General features: G+C 61.8%; 12 protein-coding genes and 2 pseudogenes. 6 read left to right on the forward strand and 8 right to left on the reverse strand.

All coding sequences use genetic code 11. The features are described from left to right. Window positions 1-84: 84 nt before the first annotated feature. The 8 genes from ACN6NG_RS15090 to ACN6NG_RS15125 form a co-directional block, all read right to left on the reverse strand. Window positions 85-1059 carry a 2-hydroxyacid dehydrogenase gene (locus tag ACN6NG_RS15090; RefSeq protein WP_197898788.1) on the reverse strand — a complete coding sequence of 325 codons (975 nt, stop codon included), beginning with the start codon at window positions 1057-1059 and terminating at the stop codon, window positions 85-87. Window positions 1060-1069: 10 nt separating this feature from the next. Then, the gene (locus ACN6NG_RS15095) at window positions 1070-2362 is read right to left on the reverse strand and encodes an MFS transporter (RefSeq protein WP_016499836.1); all 1293 of its coding nucleotides are present in this window, start codon (window positions 2360-2362) and stop codon (window positions 1070-1072) included. Window positions 2363-2421: 59 nt separating this feature from the next. Beyond that, window positions 2422-3372, reverse strand: coding sequence for a sugar kinase (locus ACN6NG_RS15100; protein WP_474314823.1), 951 nt, complete (start codon window positions 3370-3372; stop codon window positions 2422-2424). Continuing rightward, entirely contained in the window at window positions 3365-4144 is a 780-nt protein-coding gene (locus tag ACN6NG_RS15105) for an AP endonuclease (protein ID WP_474314826.1), read from the reverse strand. The genes ACN6NG_RS15100 and ACN6NG_RS15105 overlap by 8 nt, the downstream gene beginning before the upstream one ends. A 66-nt stretch (window positions 4145-4210) precedes the next feature. Then, window positions 4211-5230 carry a transcriptional regulator PtxS gene (gene ptxS, locus ACN6NG_RS15110; protein WP_474314828.1) on the reverse strand — a complete coding sequence of 340 codons (1020 nt, stop codon included), beginning with the start codon at window positions 5228-5230 and terminating at the stop codon, window positions 4211-4213. A gap of 264 nt (window positions 5231-5494) precedes the next feature. Next, window positions 5495-6742, reverse strand: coding sequence for a c-type cytochrome (locus ACN6NG_RS15115; RefSeq protein WP_474314830.1), 1248 nt, complete (start codon window positions 6740-6742; stop codon window positions 5495-5497). A 12-nt stretch (window positions 6743-6754) separates the two neighbouring features. Further along, a complete protein-coding gene (locus ACN6NG_RS15120; RefSeq protein ID WP_474314832.1) occupies window positions 6755-8539 on the reverse strand; it encodes a GMC family oxidoreductase in 1785 nt (594 codons plus the stop codon). Window positions 8540-8542: 3 nt separating this feature from the next. Beyond that, window positions 8543-9289, reverse strand: a complete 747-nt coding sequence (locus ACN6NG_RS15125) for a gluconate 2-dehydrogenase subunit 3 family protein (RefSeq protein WP_474314835.1) — start codon at window positions 9287-9289, stop codon at window positions 8543-8545. A 262-nt stretch (window positions 9290-9551) separates the two neighbouring features. Here ACN6NG_RS15125 and ACN6NG_RS15130 point away from each other — a divergent pair. The 6 genes and pseudogenes from ACN6NG_RS15130 to ACN6NG_RS15155 all read left to right on the forward strand — a co-directional run. Beyond that, window positions 9552-9823: pseudogene (locus ACN6NG_RS15130) on the forward strand (phosphatase PAP2 family protein); the annotation flags it as partial. A gap of 261 nt (window positions 9824-10084) precedes the next feature. Next, complete coding sequence (gene icmH, locus ACN6NG_RS15135) at window positions 10085-10933, forward strand: type IVB secretion system protein IcmH/DotU (RefSeq protein WP_353455732.1); 849 nt, start codon at window positions 10085-10087, stop codon at window positions 10931-10933. Between the two features lie 13 nt (window positions 10934-10946). After that, a pseudogene (locus tag ACN6NG_RS15140) lies at window positions 10947-13131 on the forward strand (type VI secretion system Vgr family protein). Beyond that, on the forward strand, window positions 13131-14009 hold the full coding sequence (locus tag ACN6NG_RS15145) for a DUF4123 domain-containing protein (RefSeq protein ID WP_474314837.1): 879 nt from the start codon (window positions 13131-13133) through the stop codon (window positions 14007-14009). Before ACN6NG_RS15140 ends, ACN6NG_RS15145 begins: the two are co-directional and overlap by 1 nt. 11 nt (window positions 14010-14020) lie before the next feature. Continuing rightward, the gene (locus ACN6NG_RS15150) at window positions 14021-16684 is read left to right on the forward strand and encodes a T6SS effector BTH_I2691 family protein (protein ID WP_474314839.1); all 2664 of its coding nucleotides are present in this window, start codon (window positions 14021-14023) and stop codon (window positions 16682-16684) included. Further along, window positions 16684-17832 (forward strand): DUF6708 domain-containing protein, encoded by a 1149-nt coding sequence (locus tag ACN6NG_RS15155; protein ID WP_474314842.1) that lies wholly within the window; start codon window positions 16684-16686, stop codon window positions 17830-17832. Before ACN6NG_RS15150 ends, ACN6NG_RS15155 begins: the two co-directional genes overlap by 1 nt. The last annotated feature ends 7 nt before the right edge of the window (window positions 17833-17839 follow it).

Raw genomic sequence — 17839 nt, forward strand, 5'->3', positions numbered from 1 at the left:
CACAGGGACTGCGCAAGGCTCAGGCCTGTGGAACCCTGTGGGAGCTGGCTTGCCGGCGATGGGCCGCATAGCGGCCCCTTGTTCTCACGTCCTGCACACCTCATTCACCAAATTCGCCGGCCGCTCACCGGCCAGCGCGCTCAGCAGATTGTCGACCGCGCAACGCGCCATGGCCTGGCGGGTTTCCTCGGTCGCGGAGCCAATATGCGGTGTCGCTACCACGTTATCGAGCTGCAACAGCGGCGAGTCTACTGATAGCGGCTCCTGCACAAACACATCCAGCCCCGCGCCACGTATGCGCCTGGCCCGCAACGCTTCGATCAGCGCCTGCTCATCCACCACGCGCCCGCGTGAGATGTTCACCAGTATCCCCTCAGGCTTCATCAACGCCAGTTCCCGTGCGCCGATCAGGCCTTCGGTGCTGGCGCTCAGCGGCACGGTCAGGCACACGAAATCTGCCTGCTGCAACAACTCATCAAGGCTGCACTGACGTGCTGCATGGCGTGCCTCCACCTGCGGTTTTGGGCGTTGGCTGTGGTACAGCACGCGCATGCCAAAGCCAGCTGCCGCGCGCCGGGCCAAGGCTTCGCCGATGCGGCCCATGCCAACGATGCCCAAGGTCTTGCCATGCACGTCACAGCCAAAATGCGCCGGCCCCAGGTTGGCCTGCCAATGGCCGTCACGCACCCAGTTCGCCAGCTCCACCACCCGCCTGGCGGTAGCCAGAATCAAGGCAAAGCCGGTGTCGGCAGTGGTTTCGGTGAGCACGTCAGGTGTGTTGGTCAGCATCACGCCACGCCGGCTGAGTTCGCCAACATCGTAGTTGTCCACGCCCACCGAAACGCTGGACACCACTTCCAGCTGAGGCGCCAGGTCCAGCAGACTGGCATCCAGGCGCAGGCTGGCCCCCAGCAACCCGTGAGCCCCCGGCAACGCATCGCGCAGGCGGGCCAGGCCATCGGGCAGAGAGGTATCCACCCAGGTCACCTCAACGCGCTCTTGCAGGCGTGCCATCAAGTCGTCGGACAGGCGTTTGTACAGCACGATTCGCTTCTTCATTGCAGTTTTCCTATGGGTTCATGGCCAGCCGCGAGCTACCGCGCTTGGCCCGGCCAGACGTCTGGGATGTATTGAGTGCGGCGGTAAGTGCCACTGCGGTCAGCAGCGCGCCGCACATGAACAGGTAAGAGGCCCCTGGCCCGCCCGTAGCGCCATTCAGGTAGCCCACCAGCCACGAGCCGCCGAACGAGCCCAGCGCGCCCATGCTGTTGATCAGCGCCATGGCCCCGCCTGCGACGTTGGCCGGCAGGATCTCGGGCACGATCGCGAAGAACGGGCCATAGGGTGCGTACATGCAGGCGCCGGCAACCACCAGCAACGCGTACGACAGCCAGAAATGCTCGCTGCCCAACGCGTACGAGCCATAGAACGCCACGGCGGCAATCAACAGTGGCGGCCAGACGAAGCGCTTGCGCTTTTGCAGGCGGTCGGACGCCCAGGACACACCCACCATCGCCAGCACCGCCGCCAGGTACGGCACCGAGGCCAGCCAGCCGGCCTGCACGATATCCACATTCGCGGCCTGCTTGAGAATCGACGGCAGCCACAGCACGAAGCCATACACGCCAATGCTCCAGCAGAAGTACTGCAGCGCCAGGATGATCACCTGCGGCGAGCGGAACGCCTCGCGGTAGTTCTTCACGGGCTTGATACCCTGTTGCTCGGCAGCCAGTGCCTGCGCCAGGGCCGCCTTCTCCTGATCGCTCAGCCACTTCACCTGGGCCGGGCGATCATCCACCAGGCGCCACCAGAAGAACGCCCAGATCACGGCAGGCAGGCCTTCGATGATAAACATCCAGCGCCAGTCGTAATGCTTGATCAGGTACCCCGAAACCACCGACATCCACAGGATGGTCACCGGGTTGCCGAGCATCAGGAAGGTATTGGCGCGCGAGCGCTCGGCACGGGTGAACCAGTGGCACAGGTACACCAGCATGGCCGGCATGACGGCGGCCTCTACCACCCCGAGCAGAAAGCGGATACCGATCAGCATGTAGACGTTGCTGACCATGCCGGTGAGCGTGGCAAGGCCGCCCCACAGGATCAGGCAGACGAAGATCAGCTTCTTCACGCTGCGCTTTTCGGCGTAGATGGCGCCGGGCACCTGGAAGAAGAAGTAACCGAGAAAGAACAGCGCACCCAACAGCGAAGACAGCACGGGGGTGATGTGCAGGTCTTCGGCCATGCCGGAGGCGGCGGCGAAGCCGTAATTGGCGCGGTCCAGGTACGCCAGGCTGTAGGTGACGAACACAATCGGGATGATGTACCACCAGCGGCGAGGTGCCAGGCTTTGGCTTTGCATGGTTTGGTTCTCCTGAGCTTGTTTTTTTTGTTGCAACAGGTGATTCGGGGTTGGCTGGCTCACGCGCTCCTGCGCAGGTCGTAGGCCTCCAGCTCGTGGCGCAACGGCAGCCCTTCCATGTCGCCGCGCGACTGCACGGCGCGGCTGCCGCACCAGTTGCCACGCGCCACTGCTGCGGGCACAGCGCGGCCCTCCAGCAACGCGCTGAGCACGCCGACGGCAAAGGCATCACCCGCACCGACGGTGTCCACCACACGGCTGACCGGCACGGGTGCTACCTGCCCTTCGCCCTTGGCGCTGCGGAAATAGGCGCCGGCGTCGCCCAGCTTGATCACCACCAGTTCCACCCCTTGGTCGAGGTAGAACGCGGCGATGTCCGCCGGGGTATGCTGGCCGGTCAGCAACCGCCCCTCCTCCAGGCCCGGTAAAACCCAATCGGCCTTCGCCGCCAGGGCATTGATTTCGCGGACCATGCTGCCTTGATCCGGCCACAGCGAGGGGCGCAGGTTGGGGTCGAACGAGATGCTGCGCCCGGCTGCCCGGATGGCGTCCATCAGTGCGTGGGACAGCGCACAGCAGCTGTCGGACAGCGCCGGCGGGATGCCGGTGGCGTGCAGGTGGCGAGCCTGCAGGCAGGCTGGGCCAAGCAGCGCGGGCGACAGCCTGCTGGCTGCCGAACCGCGCCGGTAGTACTCCACTGCCGGGTCGCTACCATCATCGCAACGGGCCTTGAGCTGAAAACCAGTCGGGTAGCTGGCATCCACCTCGACACCGGAACAGTCCAGGCCTTCGTGGCGCAAGCTGTCGAGCACAAAACGGCCCAGCGAATCGTCACCAACACGGCTCAGCCAGCGCACCTTGAAACCCAGGCGAGCCAAGCCGATGGCCACGTTGCTGTCCGCGCCAGCGATGCGTTTGCCGAACTGGCCGACACTGGCCAGGTCGCCGGTCTGCTCGGCAACGAACATGGCCATGGTTTCGCCAAAGCACAGCACGTCATGCTCATGCATGGGCCACCTCCTCCCCCGCGCCCAGTGCAGCCAGGCTCCGCACCTGGGCTCGGGTCAGCGCCAGCAGGTCTTCGCCAACCAACGGGTACTCGACGGCGCGCACCACGCCGGGCGCGAACTCGGCCATCAGCGCTGCCCACGCCTGCAGGTCCGCCGCTTGGGGCGGTATGGCAACCAGGCGACCATCGGCCCGGTGCTGCACAGCCTTGCAATGCACATAGCGCACCCAACGGCCCAGTTGCCGTGCGGCTTGCCGCGCAGGCTCGCCTTGCCACTGCCAGTTGCCGATGTCGAAGGTCATGCCCAGGCGCAGCCCAAGCGTGTCGGCCCGCTTGAAGAACTGCAGCAGCGGTTCGATCCTGCCACCCTGTGCGGTCTGATCGTTCTCCACCAGCAACAGCGGCCCATGGGCAGGCAGCAGCGCCGCCAGTGCCATCACATCGCAGTGCTCATCGAAATGCCCCAGCGATACCTTCAGCGCCACCGCGCCAAGCGCCCGAGCGGTTTCCAGCTTCTGCACCAGTAGCGGGTCGGGCACGCCTTGCGCGGTCCACAATTCAAGGGGGGTCGAGTACAGGCATTCCAGGCGCAGTGCGGCTATGACCGCACCGAGTGCAGCCGCGTCCGGTGCACTGGCAAACAATTCTTCGCGCAATTCCACTCGGCTGACGCCAGCGGCTGCCAGCATGTCCAGGAACTGCTCCTGGCCACGTTGCCGCACAAATTCGGCGCCGTAGCTTGAGAGGCTGATGGAAACGGGGTTCGGGTGCATTGTTTTTATCCTTATGAAACCGGTTTCATTTTTAATCGGCAGTAGCAGGTGCAGGCCTGCCGTTGGTTACTGGGGTTGGGTTGAACCGCGGATGATGAGGTTGGCCTTGAAGTCGATGCGTCGGGCTGCCCCGCTGTCGCCGCGCAGGCGACCGAGCAGGCTTTCGAATGCCGCCACACCGATACGCTCGGTGGGTTGGGCCAATGCAGTGATGCCTTTGCCGACCAAGGGGTACCAGTCGAGGTCGTCGAGGGCGATCAGCCCGACGTCGGCAAACAGGTTGCACCCGGCCTCGTGCAGTACTCGGGTCACCGCCAAGGTGGCAATACCGTTGAAGGTGAAGATTGCTTGCGGGCCATGGCCACGGCTGGCAAGAAACGAAGCCAGTTGGCCCTGCAGCCCGGCGCTGATTTCCAGTACCTGCTGACGCATGCCGGGCCGACGGCTGACCGACGCGCCGAATGCCTGCACCCGCTCCAGCCGTGAGCTGGTGCCATCGAGGGGCTCGCTGACCGCCAGGATATCGCGGTAACCCTGGGCTTGCAGATGGTCGAGGGCCTGCTCGACGGCGTCGGCATTGTCCAGGCCGACCAGGTCGACATTCAGCTCGGGCAATTGGCGGTCGACCAGCACCATGGGGATGTCACGCTGCAGGTTGAGCAATTCGCCGGGGTGATGCCCCAGCGTGTTCACGATCAACCCTTCAACGTTGTAACTCTGCAGGGCCACCAGGTGGTGACGCTCCTGCTCGTCGTCGCGGTTGGTGTTGCACACCACCAGGCTGTAACCGTGCTGACGGCAGGCGGTTTCCACGCCATGCATCACGGCCACTGAATAGGGGTTGAGGATATCGGCCACCAGCATGCCGATCAGTCGCGTCTGGCCACGCTTGAGGCCGCGGGCCATCTGGTTGGGGCGGTAGCCGAGGCGTTCGATGACATCTGCCAGGCGCTTGGCCGTGGCTTCGGCCAGCAATTGGCGATCGCCACCGATGTAACGGGAGACGGTGGCTTTGGAAACGCCAGCGACACGCGCTACTTCGCTGATGGTGACCCGTTCGCGGGCATGGGCAGGCGCGTCGGTCATGGGCTGTCCTTATGATTATTGTGATAGCGATGAAACCGGTTTCAATACAGCAAAACTACGGCAGTTCGTCAACCTGCCGTTGGTCGGCAATGATGAAACAAAGATGATATTCAAGATTAGATAAGAAAATTAAATGATTGATGCAAAGACAATTTCAACCAAAAACAAATTGAAGCGGGTTCACCCGCGAATGCGTCGGTAGCTTCGACATCGCATTCGCGGGTAAACCCGGTCCCACAGTGGATCAGGGTGCAGCTGGATAGGTCAGCGAAGCGACTTCACATCACCGGCCGTAACGGCGCTGCCCTGGTTACCCCAACTGCTGCGAATGAAGTTCACCACCTCGGCTACCTCCTGATCGCTCAGGCGCCAACCGAACGCCGGCATGGTGAAGTTCGACGGCGCGGTGTGCGTCGCCGGCACCGTGCCCCCCGCCAGCACCACGTGGATCAGCGACGTGGCATCTGCAGTCTGTACCACCGGGTTGCCAGCTAAGGCCGGGAACACGCGGGTGTAGCCTTGGCCGTCGGTACGGTGGCAGGCCGCACAGTTGTCTATGTACACCGCCGCCCCGGGTTTGCTGTCATCACCCTTCCACAGCGCATCCGCCACCTGCTTGTCGTAGACGTGCGGCTGGTCATTCGGGTCGCTCGGTGGCAGGGTCTTCAGGTAACGGGCGATTGCGGTAAGGTCGGCGTCACTCATGTGCTGCATGCTGTGTTCGACCACATCGCTCATGCCGCCGAACACCGCGCTGCGATCGCTGCGCCCGGTCTTCAGAAACTGCACCAGCTGCGCTTCGCTCCAGCTGCCCAGGCCGTCCTTGTGATCGCCACGCAGGTTTTTCGCAATCCAGCCTTCCAGCGGTGCGCTGCCGGCCAGGAACTGCTCGCCATCTGCAGGGCTCAGCGCCTTTTCCTGCATGGTCAGCGCACGCGGTGTATGGCAGGCGCCACAATGCCCAAGGCCTTCGACCAGGTAAGCACCACGGTTCACCACCGGGTCGGCTGCCGCCGATGCCTGCCAGGGCTTGGGCTCTGGTGCGAACAGGCCGCGCCAGATTGCCAGCGGCCAACGCATGCTCAGCGGCCAGGGAATGTCAGTAGCCTTGTTCGCCTGCTCCACCGGCTCCACGCCTTTCATGAAGTAGGCGTACAGCGCCTGCATGTCCTGCTCGCTGACCCGTGCATAGGACGGGTATGGCATGGCGGGGTACAAGGTGCTGCCATCTTTGCCGATACCCTTGCGCACAGCCTGGTCGAAGTCTTCGAAACTGTACTGGCCAATGCCGCTGGCCGCCGGGGTGATGTTGGTGGAGTACACCGTGCCGATAGGGGTTTCCATTGGCAGGCCGCCGGCAAAGGGCTTGCCGCCCTTGGCGGTATGGCAGGCCACGCAGTCACCGGCGCGGGCCAGGTACTCGCCCTGGCGCACCTGTGCATCGTCATTCGCCAAGGCCTGTACGGCCGCGGTGGCACCCAGCAGCAGGGTTGCGATCAACATTGTCTTCATGCTCATCGCTCCTCAGGCCTGGACCAGCGGGCCGGGGTTTTTCAGATACTGCTCGCGAATGGCACGTGCAGACCAATAGGTCAGCGCGGCCACCAGCCCGGTCGGGTTGTAACCCAGGCCCTGCGGGAACGCCGAAGCCCCCGGCACGAACACGTTATGCACGTCCCAGCTTTGCAGGTAGCGGTTCAGGGCACTGGTCTTGGGGTCGGTACCCATGATCGCACCGCCGTTCAGGTGAGTGGTCTGGTAACTGGCGGTGTTGAAGTGGTCCTTGACCTGCTTGCCCAGCACGGCAATGGCCTTGGGGTTCATCGCCTGAGCGATCTTGCTCAGCTTGTCGACCATGAACTGGTTCATCTTGATGTCGTTTTCCTGCCAGTCGAAGGTCATGCGCAATAGCGGCTGGCCGTAGGCGTCGCGGTAGGTGGGGTCCAGGTCCAGGTAATTGGCACGGTAGGACTGGTGGGCGCCGTGGGCGTCCATCGACACCTGGTGGGTGTAGTAGTCGGCCGTGGCTTTCTTCCAGGCACTGCCCCAGGCCGGCGTACCCGGCGGGTTGGAGGTGCCGGCAATCGGCCGGCTGCCGGCCTGGTTCACCCACATCGGCGAGCCGCCGACAAAGCCGTGGGGGCCATGGTCGAAGTTGTCGGCATTGAAATCGTCGATGGCAATGCCGTTGCCACCCGCGCCGATGAAGTTGTTGGTGTAGGTGTTCTTGTCGAAGAACGCCTTGACCGTGCCCATGTTCTGATAGGCGAAGTTACGCCCGACCACACCTTCGTTCTTGACTGGGTCATAGGGCTTGCCGATGCCGGAAAGCAGCATCAGGCGCACGTTGTTGAACTGGAACGCCGCCAGGATCACCAGCTCCGCCGGCTGCTCCACCTCGCGCCCCTGCGCATCAATGTACGTCACGCCAGTGGCCTTGCGCTTGCTGTCGTCCAGGTTTACCCGCAGCACATGGGCATTGGGCCGCAACTCGAAGTTGGGCACCTGGCGCAGCGCCGGCAGAATATTCACGTTGGGCGAGGCCTTGGAGTACATGTAGCACACGTAGCCGCTGCAGAAACCACAGAAGTTGCACGGCCCCATCTGCGCCCCGTAGGGGTTGGTGTAAGGCCCGGAGGTGTTTGCCGATGGCAGGTTGTAGGGTTTGTAGCCCAGGCTGGTGGCGGCTTTTTCGAACAGCCTGGCCGACACCACGTTCTTCTGCGCGGGCAGCGGGAACGGGTTGGAGCGGTCCGGCGCGTACGGGTTGCCGCCCTTCCCTTCACCCACCACCTTGCCGTTGACGGTCCAGGCCTGGCCTGAGGTGCCGAAGACCTTTTCGGCAAAGTCGAAATACGGTTCCAGCTCTTCGTAACTGACGCCGAAGTCCTGGATGGTCATACCCTCAGGGATGAACTTGCGCCCGTAGCGCTCTTCGTAATGGCTGCGCAGACGCAACTCGACCGGGTCTACCCGGAAGTGCACGCCCGACCAGTGCAGGCCTGCGCCGCCAACGCCCTTGCCCGGCAGGAAGGCACCGAGCTGGCGATTGGGCAGTGCCACGTCATTCACGCTGTGGCGGACAGTGACAGTTTCTTTCGACACATCCACGAACAGCTTCTTGCGCACGCTGTAAGTCAGCTCATCGATCACTTGCGGGTAGCTGCCTTCCGGGTAGGTATCCTGCATCGGCCCCCGCTCCAGGGCTACCACATGCAGCCCGGCCTCGGTCAGTTCCTTGGCCATGATCGCGCCAGCCCAGCCGAAGCCGACGATAACCGCATCCACTTTGTTCAACACAGTCGCCATGCCTCAGGCCCTCTCGCCGCGGATCGATACAGCCGGGAACGGGTAAGGCTCGTTACGCTCGACCCAGTCCATGAAGTCGGCGCGGGCACCGGGGAAGCCAATCTGGGTCCAGCCGACCATGCCTTTGTTGCCGCCATGAATCGGGTCGCAGAAGAACCCCTCACGGGTGTTCTGCACCAACAGGCTGAAGAACACCTTCGCCGGGACGGTGTCGAACACCAGCTCTCCTGCCTCGACTTTGCTGAGAATACGGTCTCGGGTAGCGCTATCTTGCGCGGCAAAAACTTGCCCGCCGTTGGCTTTGCACCAGCCGTCCACGGCAGCGATGCCCAGGCGATAGATTTGTTGCGGGCTGAGCTGCAACTGGTAGCCCAGCTCGGGCACGGCGTCGGCGTTGAACGGGCCTTGCATGTACCACTGCGCGCCAGTCGCGTAGGGGGTGTTCATCTGGCGGTCGATGAACTCGGCGGCGCCGGCTTCGAGTGCGCCGGGGCCAAGCTCATCAGCCGGGATGATGCGCGATACCGCAGCTTGTACAAACGCCCACTCTTCGGCGCTGAAGAACGTCGGTTGATAGTTGCCCGCAGGCGGCGTGGCCGGCACGTTCGGTTGCTGATGCGGTTGGGGGGCCGCAAGCAGCTGGCTGGCGCCTACGCCAAGCCCTGTGCTGGCCACGGTAACCACGGGGATCAGGGTCAAGGTCTTGCGCAGAAAATCCCTGCGCGGGTTGTCTGGAGCATGCTCAGGCATTGCGAATCCTCATCGGCTGTGCGGCGGCCTTGATAAGCGCCATCTGATTTTCTGTGGGAGGTGATCTTGATAGGCCATCAAGAAGACAGCCGGATAATCTAGCGCGTTCGGAAATGTTTTGAAACCGGTTTCATGCTTGACATATGACAAGCTGAGCCGCCAAGACACTGCCGGCGGGTAAAGGTCTTTCCCATCTACCTCACTCTCTGCGGATATCCCGCTGCCTAGGGTGTCGACGCTCACTTTGGAGCAAGGCAGGTGATGGCCGGGTGACCACGCCTCCACCGGGTCTAACGCGTTAGCGCTGTATTTCGTGGCACGCCACCGCTGTGGACATACGTAAGTTGCTGCTGGCAATTGTGCTGATCGGGTTGCTATATAGAACTACCCGCGCGCTGAAGAACCGGCGCTATATGTCCCAAACGTTCTGGGCCTGGATTTTTGTTTGGCTTACGACCTGGGCAACTGCAGGGCTCTTCATATATACGCGTTGCGTTGGCACCTGAAAACAGCCCTGCACTACTGGCCGCTGCTGTGCCGTGGCCCTCGTGGCAGAGGCACCAGCAGCCACACAAAACAACCGCGACATATACCAAAGCACCGACCCGTTGCCTGCGAATAATATTTTGAAAATAATCTGGAGCGAAACTTCCTACATCTCTTTAGGAAGTTTCAATCTCCCATAGAAATTGATTCCTCGTTAGTCTTCAGGCTTTCGCAAATTGCTTGCGCTCGATCACATGGGAAGTCCGCGGCCATTGCGTAAGTTGCCCTGCTAATTGACGAGGATTAAGGATGTCCAGACTGTCCGATGGCACTGACAAACCGGTGCCGGTCAAGAAAAAACCAGTCCTGCTTGAGGATATCGAGGAAACCCAAAAGTCTCGTACCGGCGCTGATCCTCAACTCGTAACGAATCTACCCGGCTACCCCGCCGACCCGGAGTTCCAGCTGCGTGGCGGCTTCGCAAACCTGATGCTCGACGCGGCAAGCCCGCTGTTCGGGCTGGTCATTCGCCTGCGCACCCTGGATGACCTGCCCAACCTCGCCTACGTGCACAGGACCGTGCAAAACCAGGTCAGCAACATTCGCGAAGAAATCCAGCAGCACGGGTACCCCATCGCGCACCAGGAAGTCTATTCCTATGCCCTGTGCCTGTATCTGGACGAGGCCGTGATGAGCCGCCCCTGGGGCAACAATTCGTGCTGGAGCCACGAGCCGCTGCTCAGCATCTTCCACGACGAAACCCAGGGCGGCGAGAAGATCTTCGTGCTGCTCGAACGCGTCATGCAGGCGCCCAGGGAATTCCAGGATGTACTGGAGTTCCTGTACTACTGCTTTTGCCTGGGCCTCAGGGGCAAGCATGCGCTGGACCCCAAATGCGAAGACATCATCAAAGCCTTGATCTCGCGCATGCACACGGTCATCCGCGAACTGCGTGGCCCCACGCCGCAAGAGCTGTGCGACCCCTACAGCAACGTCGTTCATTGCCCCCACCGCCCGCGACGCTGGGAGTGGCCCTGGTGGAGCCCGCTGGTGATCTCCGCCCTCGCCATGGTCTGCGCTTACAGCTACTACAGCTACCGCCTCGACCTGCTCACCGCCGAAGTCCTGGAATCGCTGGACGCGATTCTGCAGCAGTAGCGGGGGACGCCACATGCCTAGCCAATCCGATTTGAGCTTTACCTTCCAGCCGCTGGTGGGCCGGAGTGAATTCGAAGTGGTGGCGTTCGAACTGGACGAAGCCATCAGCACGCCGTTCCAGCTGAAGCTGGAACTGGTCAGTTCCGAAGACGATGTCGACTTTGGCCAGTTGCTCGACAAGCCGGTGCTGTTCACGATCTGGCGTGGCGAGCGCCCGCTGCGCTACGTGCACGGCCTGGTCAGCACCTTCAGCCAGGGTGAGACGGGCTTCCATCGCACCCGTTACCGCGCCCTGGTCGAACCCGTGCTGGCCCGCGCCGGGCTGCGCTCGAACTGGCGCATCTTCCAGCAGAAAACCGTGCCGCAGATCCTTGAAATCATGCTCAAGCATCAGGGCGTACCCCATTTCGAACTGTACAGCAGGAACGACGACCACCAGGTTCGCGAGTTCTGCGTGCAGGCCGGTGAAACCGACCTCGACTTCATCACCCGCTTGGCCGCCGAAGAGGGCTTCGTCTACCGCTTCGAGCACACGCCGAAACTGCACAGGCTGCTCATCACCGACCGGCTGTTGGGGCTGGGGCAGATCAGCCAGGGTGCCATCAAGGGCGATGAGGAGGACGAAGGCTTCTTCGAGCAGGACGACATTGACCCTAAACCAGGTGCTGTACCACGCCAACAGCGGCGGCGACCAGGCCAGGCCGTGCCTGCGCCGCCTGCGTTACAGCGAGCAGGTACGTACCGCGCGCCAGGTGCAGCGCGACTACACCTTCACCCACCCCGCCTACCGCCAGGAGCAGCGTGCCGATGGCAGCGACCTCAAGCACCAGTCCACCACGTACGAGCGCTTCGACTACCCCGGTCGCTACAAGCGCGGGGCCGTCGGCGCCCCCTTCACCGCCACCCGCATCACAGCCTGGCGCCATGACGCCCGCATGGCCGAGGTGGAAGGCGACGATGTACGCCTGCAGCCGGGGCTGAGCTTCACCCTGATCGAGCACCCGCGCAAAGACCTGAACATGCATTGGCGGGTAACCCGCGTGCACCACGAAGGCAGCCAGTTCACCAGCCTTCAGGAAGAGGCTGCGGGTGCCCAGCAAGGCACTCGCTACACGCAGGCAGCCGTGCTGGTGCCCGGCAGAACCGAATGGCGCCCGGCGCCGCTACCCAAGCCGCGCATCGACGGCCCGCAGATGGCGACGGTGGTGGGGCCCAAGGGCGAGGAGATCTACTGCGACCAATGGGGCCGGGTGAAGGTCAGCTTCCCCTGGGACCGGGAAAGCCAGGACAACGAGTTCAGCTCCTGCTGGGTGCGCGTGTCACAGGGTTGGGCCGGCGGCAGCTGGGGTTCGATGGCCATTCCGCGCATCGGCCAGGACGTGATCATCCAGTACGTCGACGCCGACCCGGACCAGCCGATGATCACCGGGCGCACCTACTGTGGCAATCAGCTGCCGCCGTATGACCTGCCCAAGCACAAGACACGCATGACCATCAAGAGCCAGACCCACAAGGGCAAAGGCTTCAACGAACTGCGTTTCGAGGATGAACTGGGCAAGGAGGAAGTGTTCATCCATGCACAGCGGGACCAGAACAACATCGTCAAGCACGACGAAACCACGCGGGTGGGCAATGACCGCACGGAACGCGTGGAACGGGACGAGACAATTTCTATTGGGCAGGACCGTCTCGAAGAAGTAGCCCGTGACGAGTCCGTCGGCATTGGCCAGGACCGGGTACAGGAAATCGGCAACGACGACAGCCTGAGCATTGGTCGCACCCACACGATCACCACAGGCAAGGATCGAATCGAACAGGTAGGCAACCACCGCCAGGACATCACCAAGGCCAACCACACGGTAGAAATCGGCGGCCATCTGGAACAGGTCGTGGCCGGTCACCACAACCTGAAAACGGGTGAAGCTATCCGGCACACCACGAAGGTCTATGACATACAGGTCAGTGAAAGCCTGACGATCAGGAGCCCAGCAGGCCTGCTGCGAATCGATGGCGCCGGAGTCACGCTGGACGGCGTGGCGCTGGCGTTCAAAGGACCGGTCAGCCAGCAGGCTACAGGTAGCAATCGCATCACTTCGACTTCTGGTGTACCTGATCCCGGCGAACCCATTTGCCTCAGCTGCCTGCTGAAAGCGATCGCCGACGGCCACAACATGATTCGCATGGAAGGAGCAAGCTGATGCCCAGCCCATTTGTCAGAGCAATGGTCGAGGTGCTGCGAGCATCCGACCGTTACCGCCTGAGCGCCATCGTGGAAATGGCCAATCTGACTCCCGAGGTGCAGGAAAGACTGACCGGGCACTACGCCGACCGCTGCTGGCCACTACTGCAGCAAGCACAGTTCAGCAACCTGCGCACAGCAGGCCCCTGGTTGTTTGGTTCGCGTCCGGGCTCGGATGTCTCGGCGCAGTATGATTTTCAATGGCAACTTGAACAGGGCGCACCGGGCTCAGTATGCGGATGGATAGTCAGCGCCCTCCCCCCCGACCGGCTTGCGCGGCATTTAAGCCACGCCAACATCGTCACGGGTGCTGACGGCCATTCGTACCTCCTGCGCTTTCACACCGCTGCAGCCTTGCAAGTGCTGGATACGCACCGTGAACTGCCCGGTGTAAGCGAATGGCTGGCGCCCATCCATCACTGGTGGGCGCCCGTCGCACACCCGAACAAGCGTTTGTGGCTGCAGATTTCCGGCGGTGATCAGCCCCAATCCACGCACTTCCCGCCAATCACGTTGAACGAAGCGTGTTGGGCTGCATTGGCGGGTGACCCGCTGAGCTATCAGGTTGCCGAGTTGCTCAAGGGCGAGCCGTCCTGCCCGGCCTTGGCTGCCGCTTGCCACGGCACGCGGATTGGCCTGATCCAGCACTATCTGGATCAGGCACGCGAGCAAGGCTTGGACCGTGAAGACGATCTGATCAGCTATGTGCTCATGCTGGCTCGCGGTGGGGAACAACTCAGCAACTCACCGGCCTGGCAGGAGGCGGTCGCCGCCACCCGCGAGCAACAGACATCCCTGATGGACAATGTGCAGCGATGCCTGCGCACCAAGGATTGAGGCAAATAACCATGGACTCTCTGAGCGAAACCCTCGAGCTGTGCAGGCGCATCACCACCGGTTACCGCCCCGCCCTGCGCAACAGCCCGGTCGCCAACTGCACCCGCCGTTTCGAACTGCTGCCCCTGCGCTACGCCGCCATCGGCGGCAACCCGGCACAACGCGCCCGCCTGCCCAAACTGCCAAGCTATCTCAGCCCATTCTCGGACGTCGGCGAGATGACCCATTCCAGCTACGCCATCCGCCCGCTGCGCGAGGGTTTTTTCTACCTACTGATCAAGCGCCACAGCGCACCGGCCTACGAGTGGCACAGCCAGTACCGCGTCGCGTCCAATGGCTCACTGCTGTACATCAGCGCCGACGCCCCCTGGGAGCCCGCCCCCAGTGCCGGCAATCTGGATGAGATCATCCGCAGCTTCGGTTGGACCATCACCCTCTATGACCTGGATGACATCCAGGAGCTGCGCCCATTGTTCAGCCCTTCTCCGCTGACCCCGCGCATGCTCGACAACTACCGCCTGCTTGAAGACGAGTACCGCAGCAGCCTGCCCGCCATCGATGTCGCCCGTTTCATCCAACCCTCCGACGCCCCACCACAGCCCCACGTGCTCAAGCATGACCAACTGAGTTGGGTAGCCGACTTCAAGGGCCAGGACGATACAGACCTGCAGGCGCTGCTGGACCTGCAGCCGTTCAACAATGACCAGATCGTCTCGCCGCACGCCTCCCGGCAAGCGCTGGCACCGCTGGTGAACCAGAGCAAACCCCGTGGCGCGGCCCTCGTCATAGAAGACGCCATCGGCACTACGCAGGAGCTCAACGCCTGGCGCAATGCCGCTGTCGATGATGTGAAGACCAAGTGGCTGGAACGCACCGTGGAGCCTGGCGTGGACAACGAGCGCAAGCTGCTGGTCGCGCAGTCGTTCCTGGAGATCGAAAAGCTCTACCCGCAGATGATGGCCGAGCAGATCGTCAAGCGCGAAGTCATGGCTGAAAACATACGCAACCAACCCTACGTGCACGCGGAGATCTACGCGTTTTCCGAACGGGCCAGGCAGCAGGCCGATGCCCATGATGAACGCATGAAGCCTCACCTGGCGCAGTTCGAGCGCGATGTTCGCGCCAAAGTCCAGGTCCGTCAGGATGCTGGCGAGTTCAGCAAGAAGTTCGACCAGAAATACGGCCACCTGGTCGACCGTCAGGCCATGCACGATCAGCTCGAAGCCTTTGAGCAGGCCATGCAACAAGCCCAGCAAGCGGCAGAAGACCGCGCCAAGGACCATGCCCGCTGGGTCGTCAGCGAACGGTTGCTGCAAGCGCTGGACCGCTACGACAACGCCGACCTCATCAACGGCCTGGCCTTTGCCGAGCAGACCGGCCAGTGCGTGATCGGCATGGAGTTGAGTGAATGGGGGACGAAGGTGCTGGACCACTGGTGGCGCAGCGACGTGGCCGACCGGGCAAACCTGGCAATACGCGGCATCAGCTACAACCAGGATGACATCCGAGAGGAGCTTGCGGCGCTGCGGGCAGCAGCTAAGGCCGGACCACCGGCCGAGTCGTCGGTCGAGCTGCGTGAATCGCTCGCCCGGCAGGCACACATCGCTGCGAATGCGTTCGGGCGTATCAACTCGCTGTACGAGGAATTGCAGAAGAGCAACAACACCGCCAGCATCGGCCTGCATGCGTGGTATGTGGCGCTAGGGCGACAGGTACTCCGAACCGGCGCCCCCAACAGTGCAGACCGAGCGCTGCATCACGGTCTGCGCTTAACGTTATTTGCATCGGTGCACGAGACGGCGGTCGACATTCGTCTCAGCGACGCTGCGCGCAGCGGGCAACCCATTGACCCACAACGCAGCGGTGGCCAGATAGCACGCTATCTGGATCAGGCCTGGGCTGAAAACCTGATGCACGCCAACAACAGTGACTTCTACAAAGTGCGCGTCTCCGGGCTGGTGTGTTTACTGGAAGGCATGCTGATGGCGTTCAAGGCCCGCGAACTGCCCGACAGTGATGTTAGGGTGAAGACCGAACTCCTGGCGGCCGCGATGACCACGGCAGCGGCGGGCTTCGAAGTTGGAGCCAGCTATGTGGACCAGGTTGTAACCCGATACGGCGCCAGAAGTGCGACTGGCAGAGGTGCTGCGGCGACCTTGGGGAGGTTGAAGCTTTGGGGGGCTGGATTGGCCGGTACTGGAGGATTGGTATTGGCGTGGTGGGATTTCGCGGATGCCAATAAACACATCCGTGAAGCCAAAAACAAAGAATCAAGCGCCCGAAACATAAGGCTGGCCTCCGCGTACAGGGCTCGAGGCGCGGCGACGATAGCTCTTGCGCTCGCTGAGGGCGGAACAGCAATTGCTATGGCAAAACCTTTTTTTGACCACCTATCCCAGAGCGCCAAAACTAAATTTGCAAGAATGTTGGCATCCTCTATGGGTGAGCTGGCAAAAAAACTGGGAACCCAAGTTGCGCGCGTTCTGCTCGCACGTTTGGTAGTCGGAGCTTTTTGGATAGGTCTCGTCCTGACGATCGTAATTTACCTCCTTGAAGAGGATGCATTGGAGAAGTGGTGTAGGCGCTGCTGTTTCCGAATAGGAAAAACAGCAAAGCCTTATAAAGAACACGAAGAATTGAAGGAGCTTCATTCGGCTTTCAGCGAGGTCTTGTAGTGTATCTAGTCGAATGGGGTTTCTGGCAGATGGCAATCGAGTCTGAGGCTGCGCGTAAGGCGTATGTAGCGGAAATGACGCCAGTAGAGAAACGCGCAATGCGGGACTTTTATGAAGGTGACTTGGAAGAGGAAGTCCATTTTCGGAAGGTCAGCGAAAACCCTCGCGCACGCAGTCCTGTTTACGCCTTCAATGAAAGTTTCCTAGAGATGCGTTGCGGCGGGTCAGAGGAAAAACGCGGCTTGATTACAATCATGACTTTGGGAGGATTAGGCCCAATCCTGTATAGCGGCGTTACAATAACCTTGGGATCAATCTACCTTTACCTTTTCACCGGTAGAGATCCTGCTGTCATCGACATCATCATAATGATGATGATGTCTGTCATGGACGGTGCTATCGTTTATCTGTATCTCAAATACGGTCTTCGGTTCACGCGGTTGGAAATGCTGACTAGCCGTCACCTGCTCATTCGCTTCAATCGAGTAACCCAACAAGTTCACCTACATCGACCGAAATACTGCGGCGGCATCGTCACTTTCCCCTGGAAAACAACCGGAAGCACAGCCATCGACCCAGAAGATGACTCACTCAGCTTGGGCATGCGACTAGGGCTAGTCTGGCACCCCAGCCGCACCGGCCTTCCTCACATGGAAATAGCCCAGATCGGAAAACAAGGCCAAGGCGGCAGCGAACTCCGTGACGAGTGGGAATTCATCCGCCGCTACATGGAAGAAGGCCCTCACGCCGTCCCACGCCCCCGCCTGAGCACACAACTACCATCACCCATCCAGGCCTTCTGCGCCCAGTTCGAGGGGCTTGGGCGTTTCTTCCGCAAGAGCAGCTGGCTATTCAAAGTCATCTTGCTGATGGTCTGGCCCGCTTTCGTCATCGTTGGCACCGGCCACTGGCTCAGCCTGCTGCTGTGCTGGCGACCGCGCTGGCCGAAAGTAATCCGCGAGGCCGGCTTGCCCGGCAAGCCCGTCCCACCCGTGACCACCCTCAGCGACTACCCACCCGCAATCCAGGAGCGCCTGCTCGCCAATGCCTACCGCTGGCAGCTCAAACCCGGCAAACGGCCTGAGAAAAAACCACGCAAAACGCGCAGATTCAAGTCAAAAGAGAAACCGGCCGCACCCACAGAGTGATTGTGTC

It is taken from the genome of Pseudomonas sp. TSO6, assembly GCF_056098905.1.

Bases quoted from the DNA above. Each gene is read 5' to 3' on its own strand.
- ACN6NG_RS15090 (WP_197898788.1), bottom strand. From the start codon at position 1,059: ATGAAGAAGCGAATCGTGCTGTACAAACGCCTGTCCGACGACTTGATG.
- ACN6NG_RS15095 (WP_016499836.1), bottom strand. From the start codon at position 2,362: ATGCAAAGCCAAAGCCTGGCACCTCGCCGCTGGTGGTACATCATCCCG.
- ACN6NG_RS15100 (WP_474314823.1), bottom strand. From the start codon at position 3,372: ATGCATGAGCATGACGTGCTGTGCTTTGGCGAAACCATGGCCATGTTC.
- ACN6NG_RS15105 (WP_474314826.1), bottom strand. From the start codon at position 4,144: ATGCACCCGAACCCCGTTTCCATCAGCCTCTCAAGCTACGGCGCCGAA.
- ptxS (WP_474314828.1), bottom strand. From the start codon at position 5,230: ATGACCGACGCGCCTGCCCATGCCCGCGAACGGGTCACCATCAGCGAA.
- ACN6NG_RS15115 (WP_474314830.1), bottom strand. From the start codon at position 6,742: ATGAAGACAATGTTGATCGCAACCCTGCTGCTGGGTGCCACCGCGGCC.
- ACN6NG_RS15120 (WP_474314832.1), bottom strand. From the start codon at position 8,539: ATGGCGACTGTGTTGAACAAAGTGGATGCGGTTATCGTCGGCTTCGGC.
- ACN6NG_RS15125 (WP_474314835.1), bottom strand. From the start codon at position 9,289: ATGCCTGAGCATGCTCCAGACAACCCGCGCAGGGATTTTCTGCGCAAG.
- icmH (WP_353455732.1), top strand. From the start codon at position 10,085: ATGTCCAGACTGTCCGATGGCACTGACAAACCGGTGCCGGTCAAGAAA.
- ACN6NG_RS15145 (WP_474314837.1), top strand. From the start codon at position 13,131: ATGCCCAGCCCATTTGTCAGAGCAATGGTCGAGGTGCTGCGAGCATCC.
- ACN6NG_RS15150 (WP_474314839.1), top strand. From the start codon at position 14,021: ATGGACTCTCTGAGCGAAACCCTCGAGCTGTGCAGGCGCATCACCACC.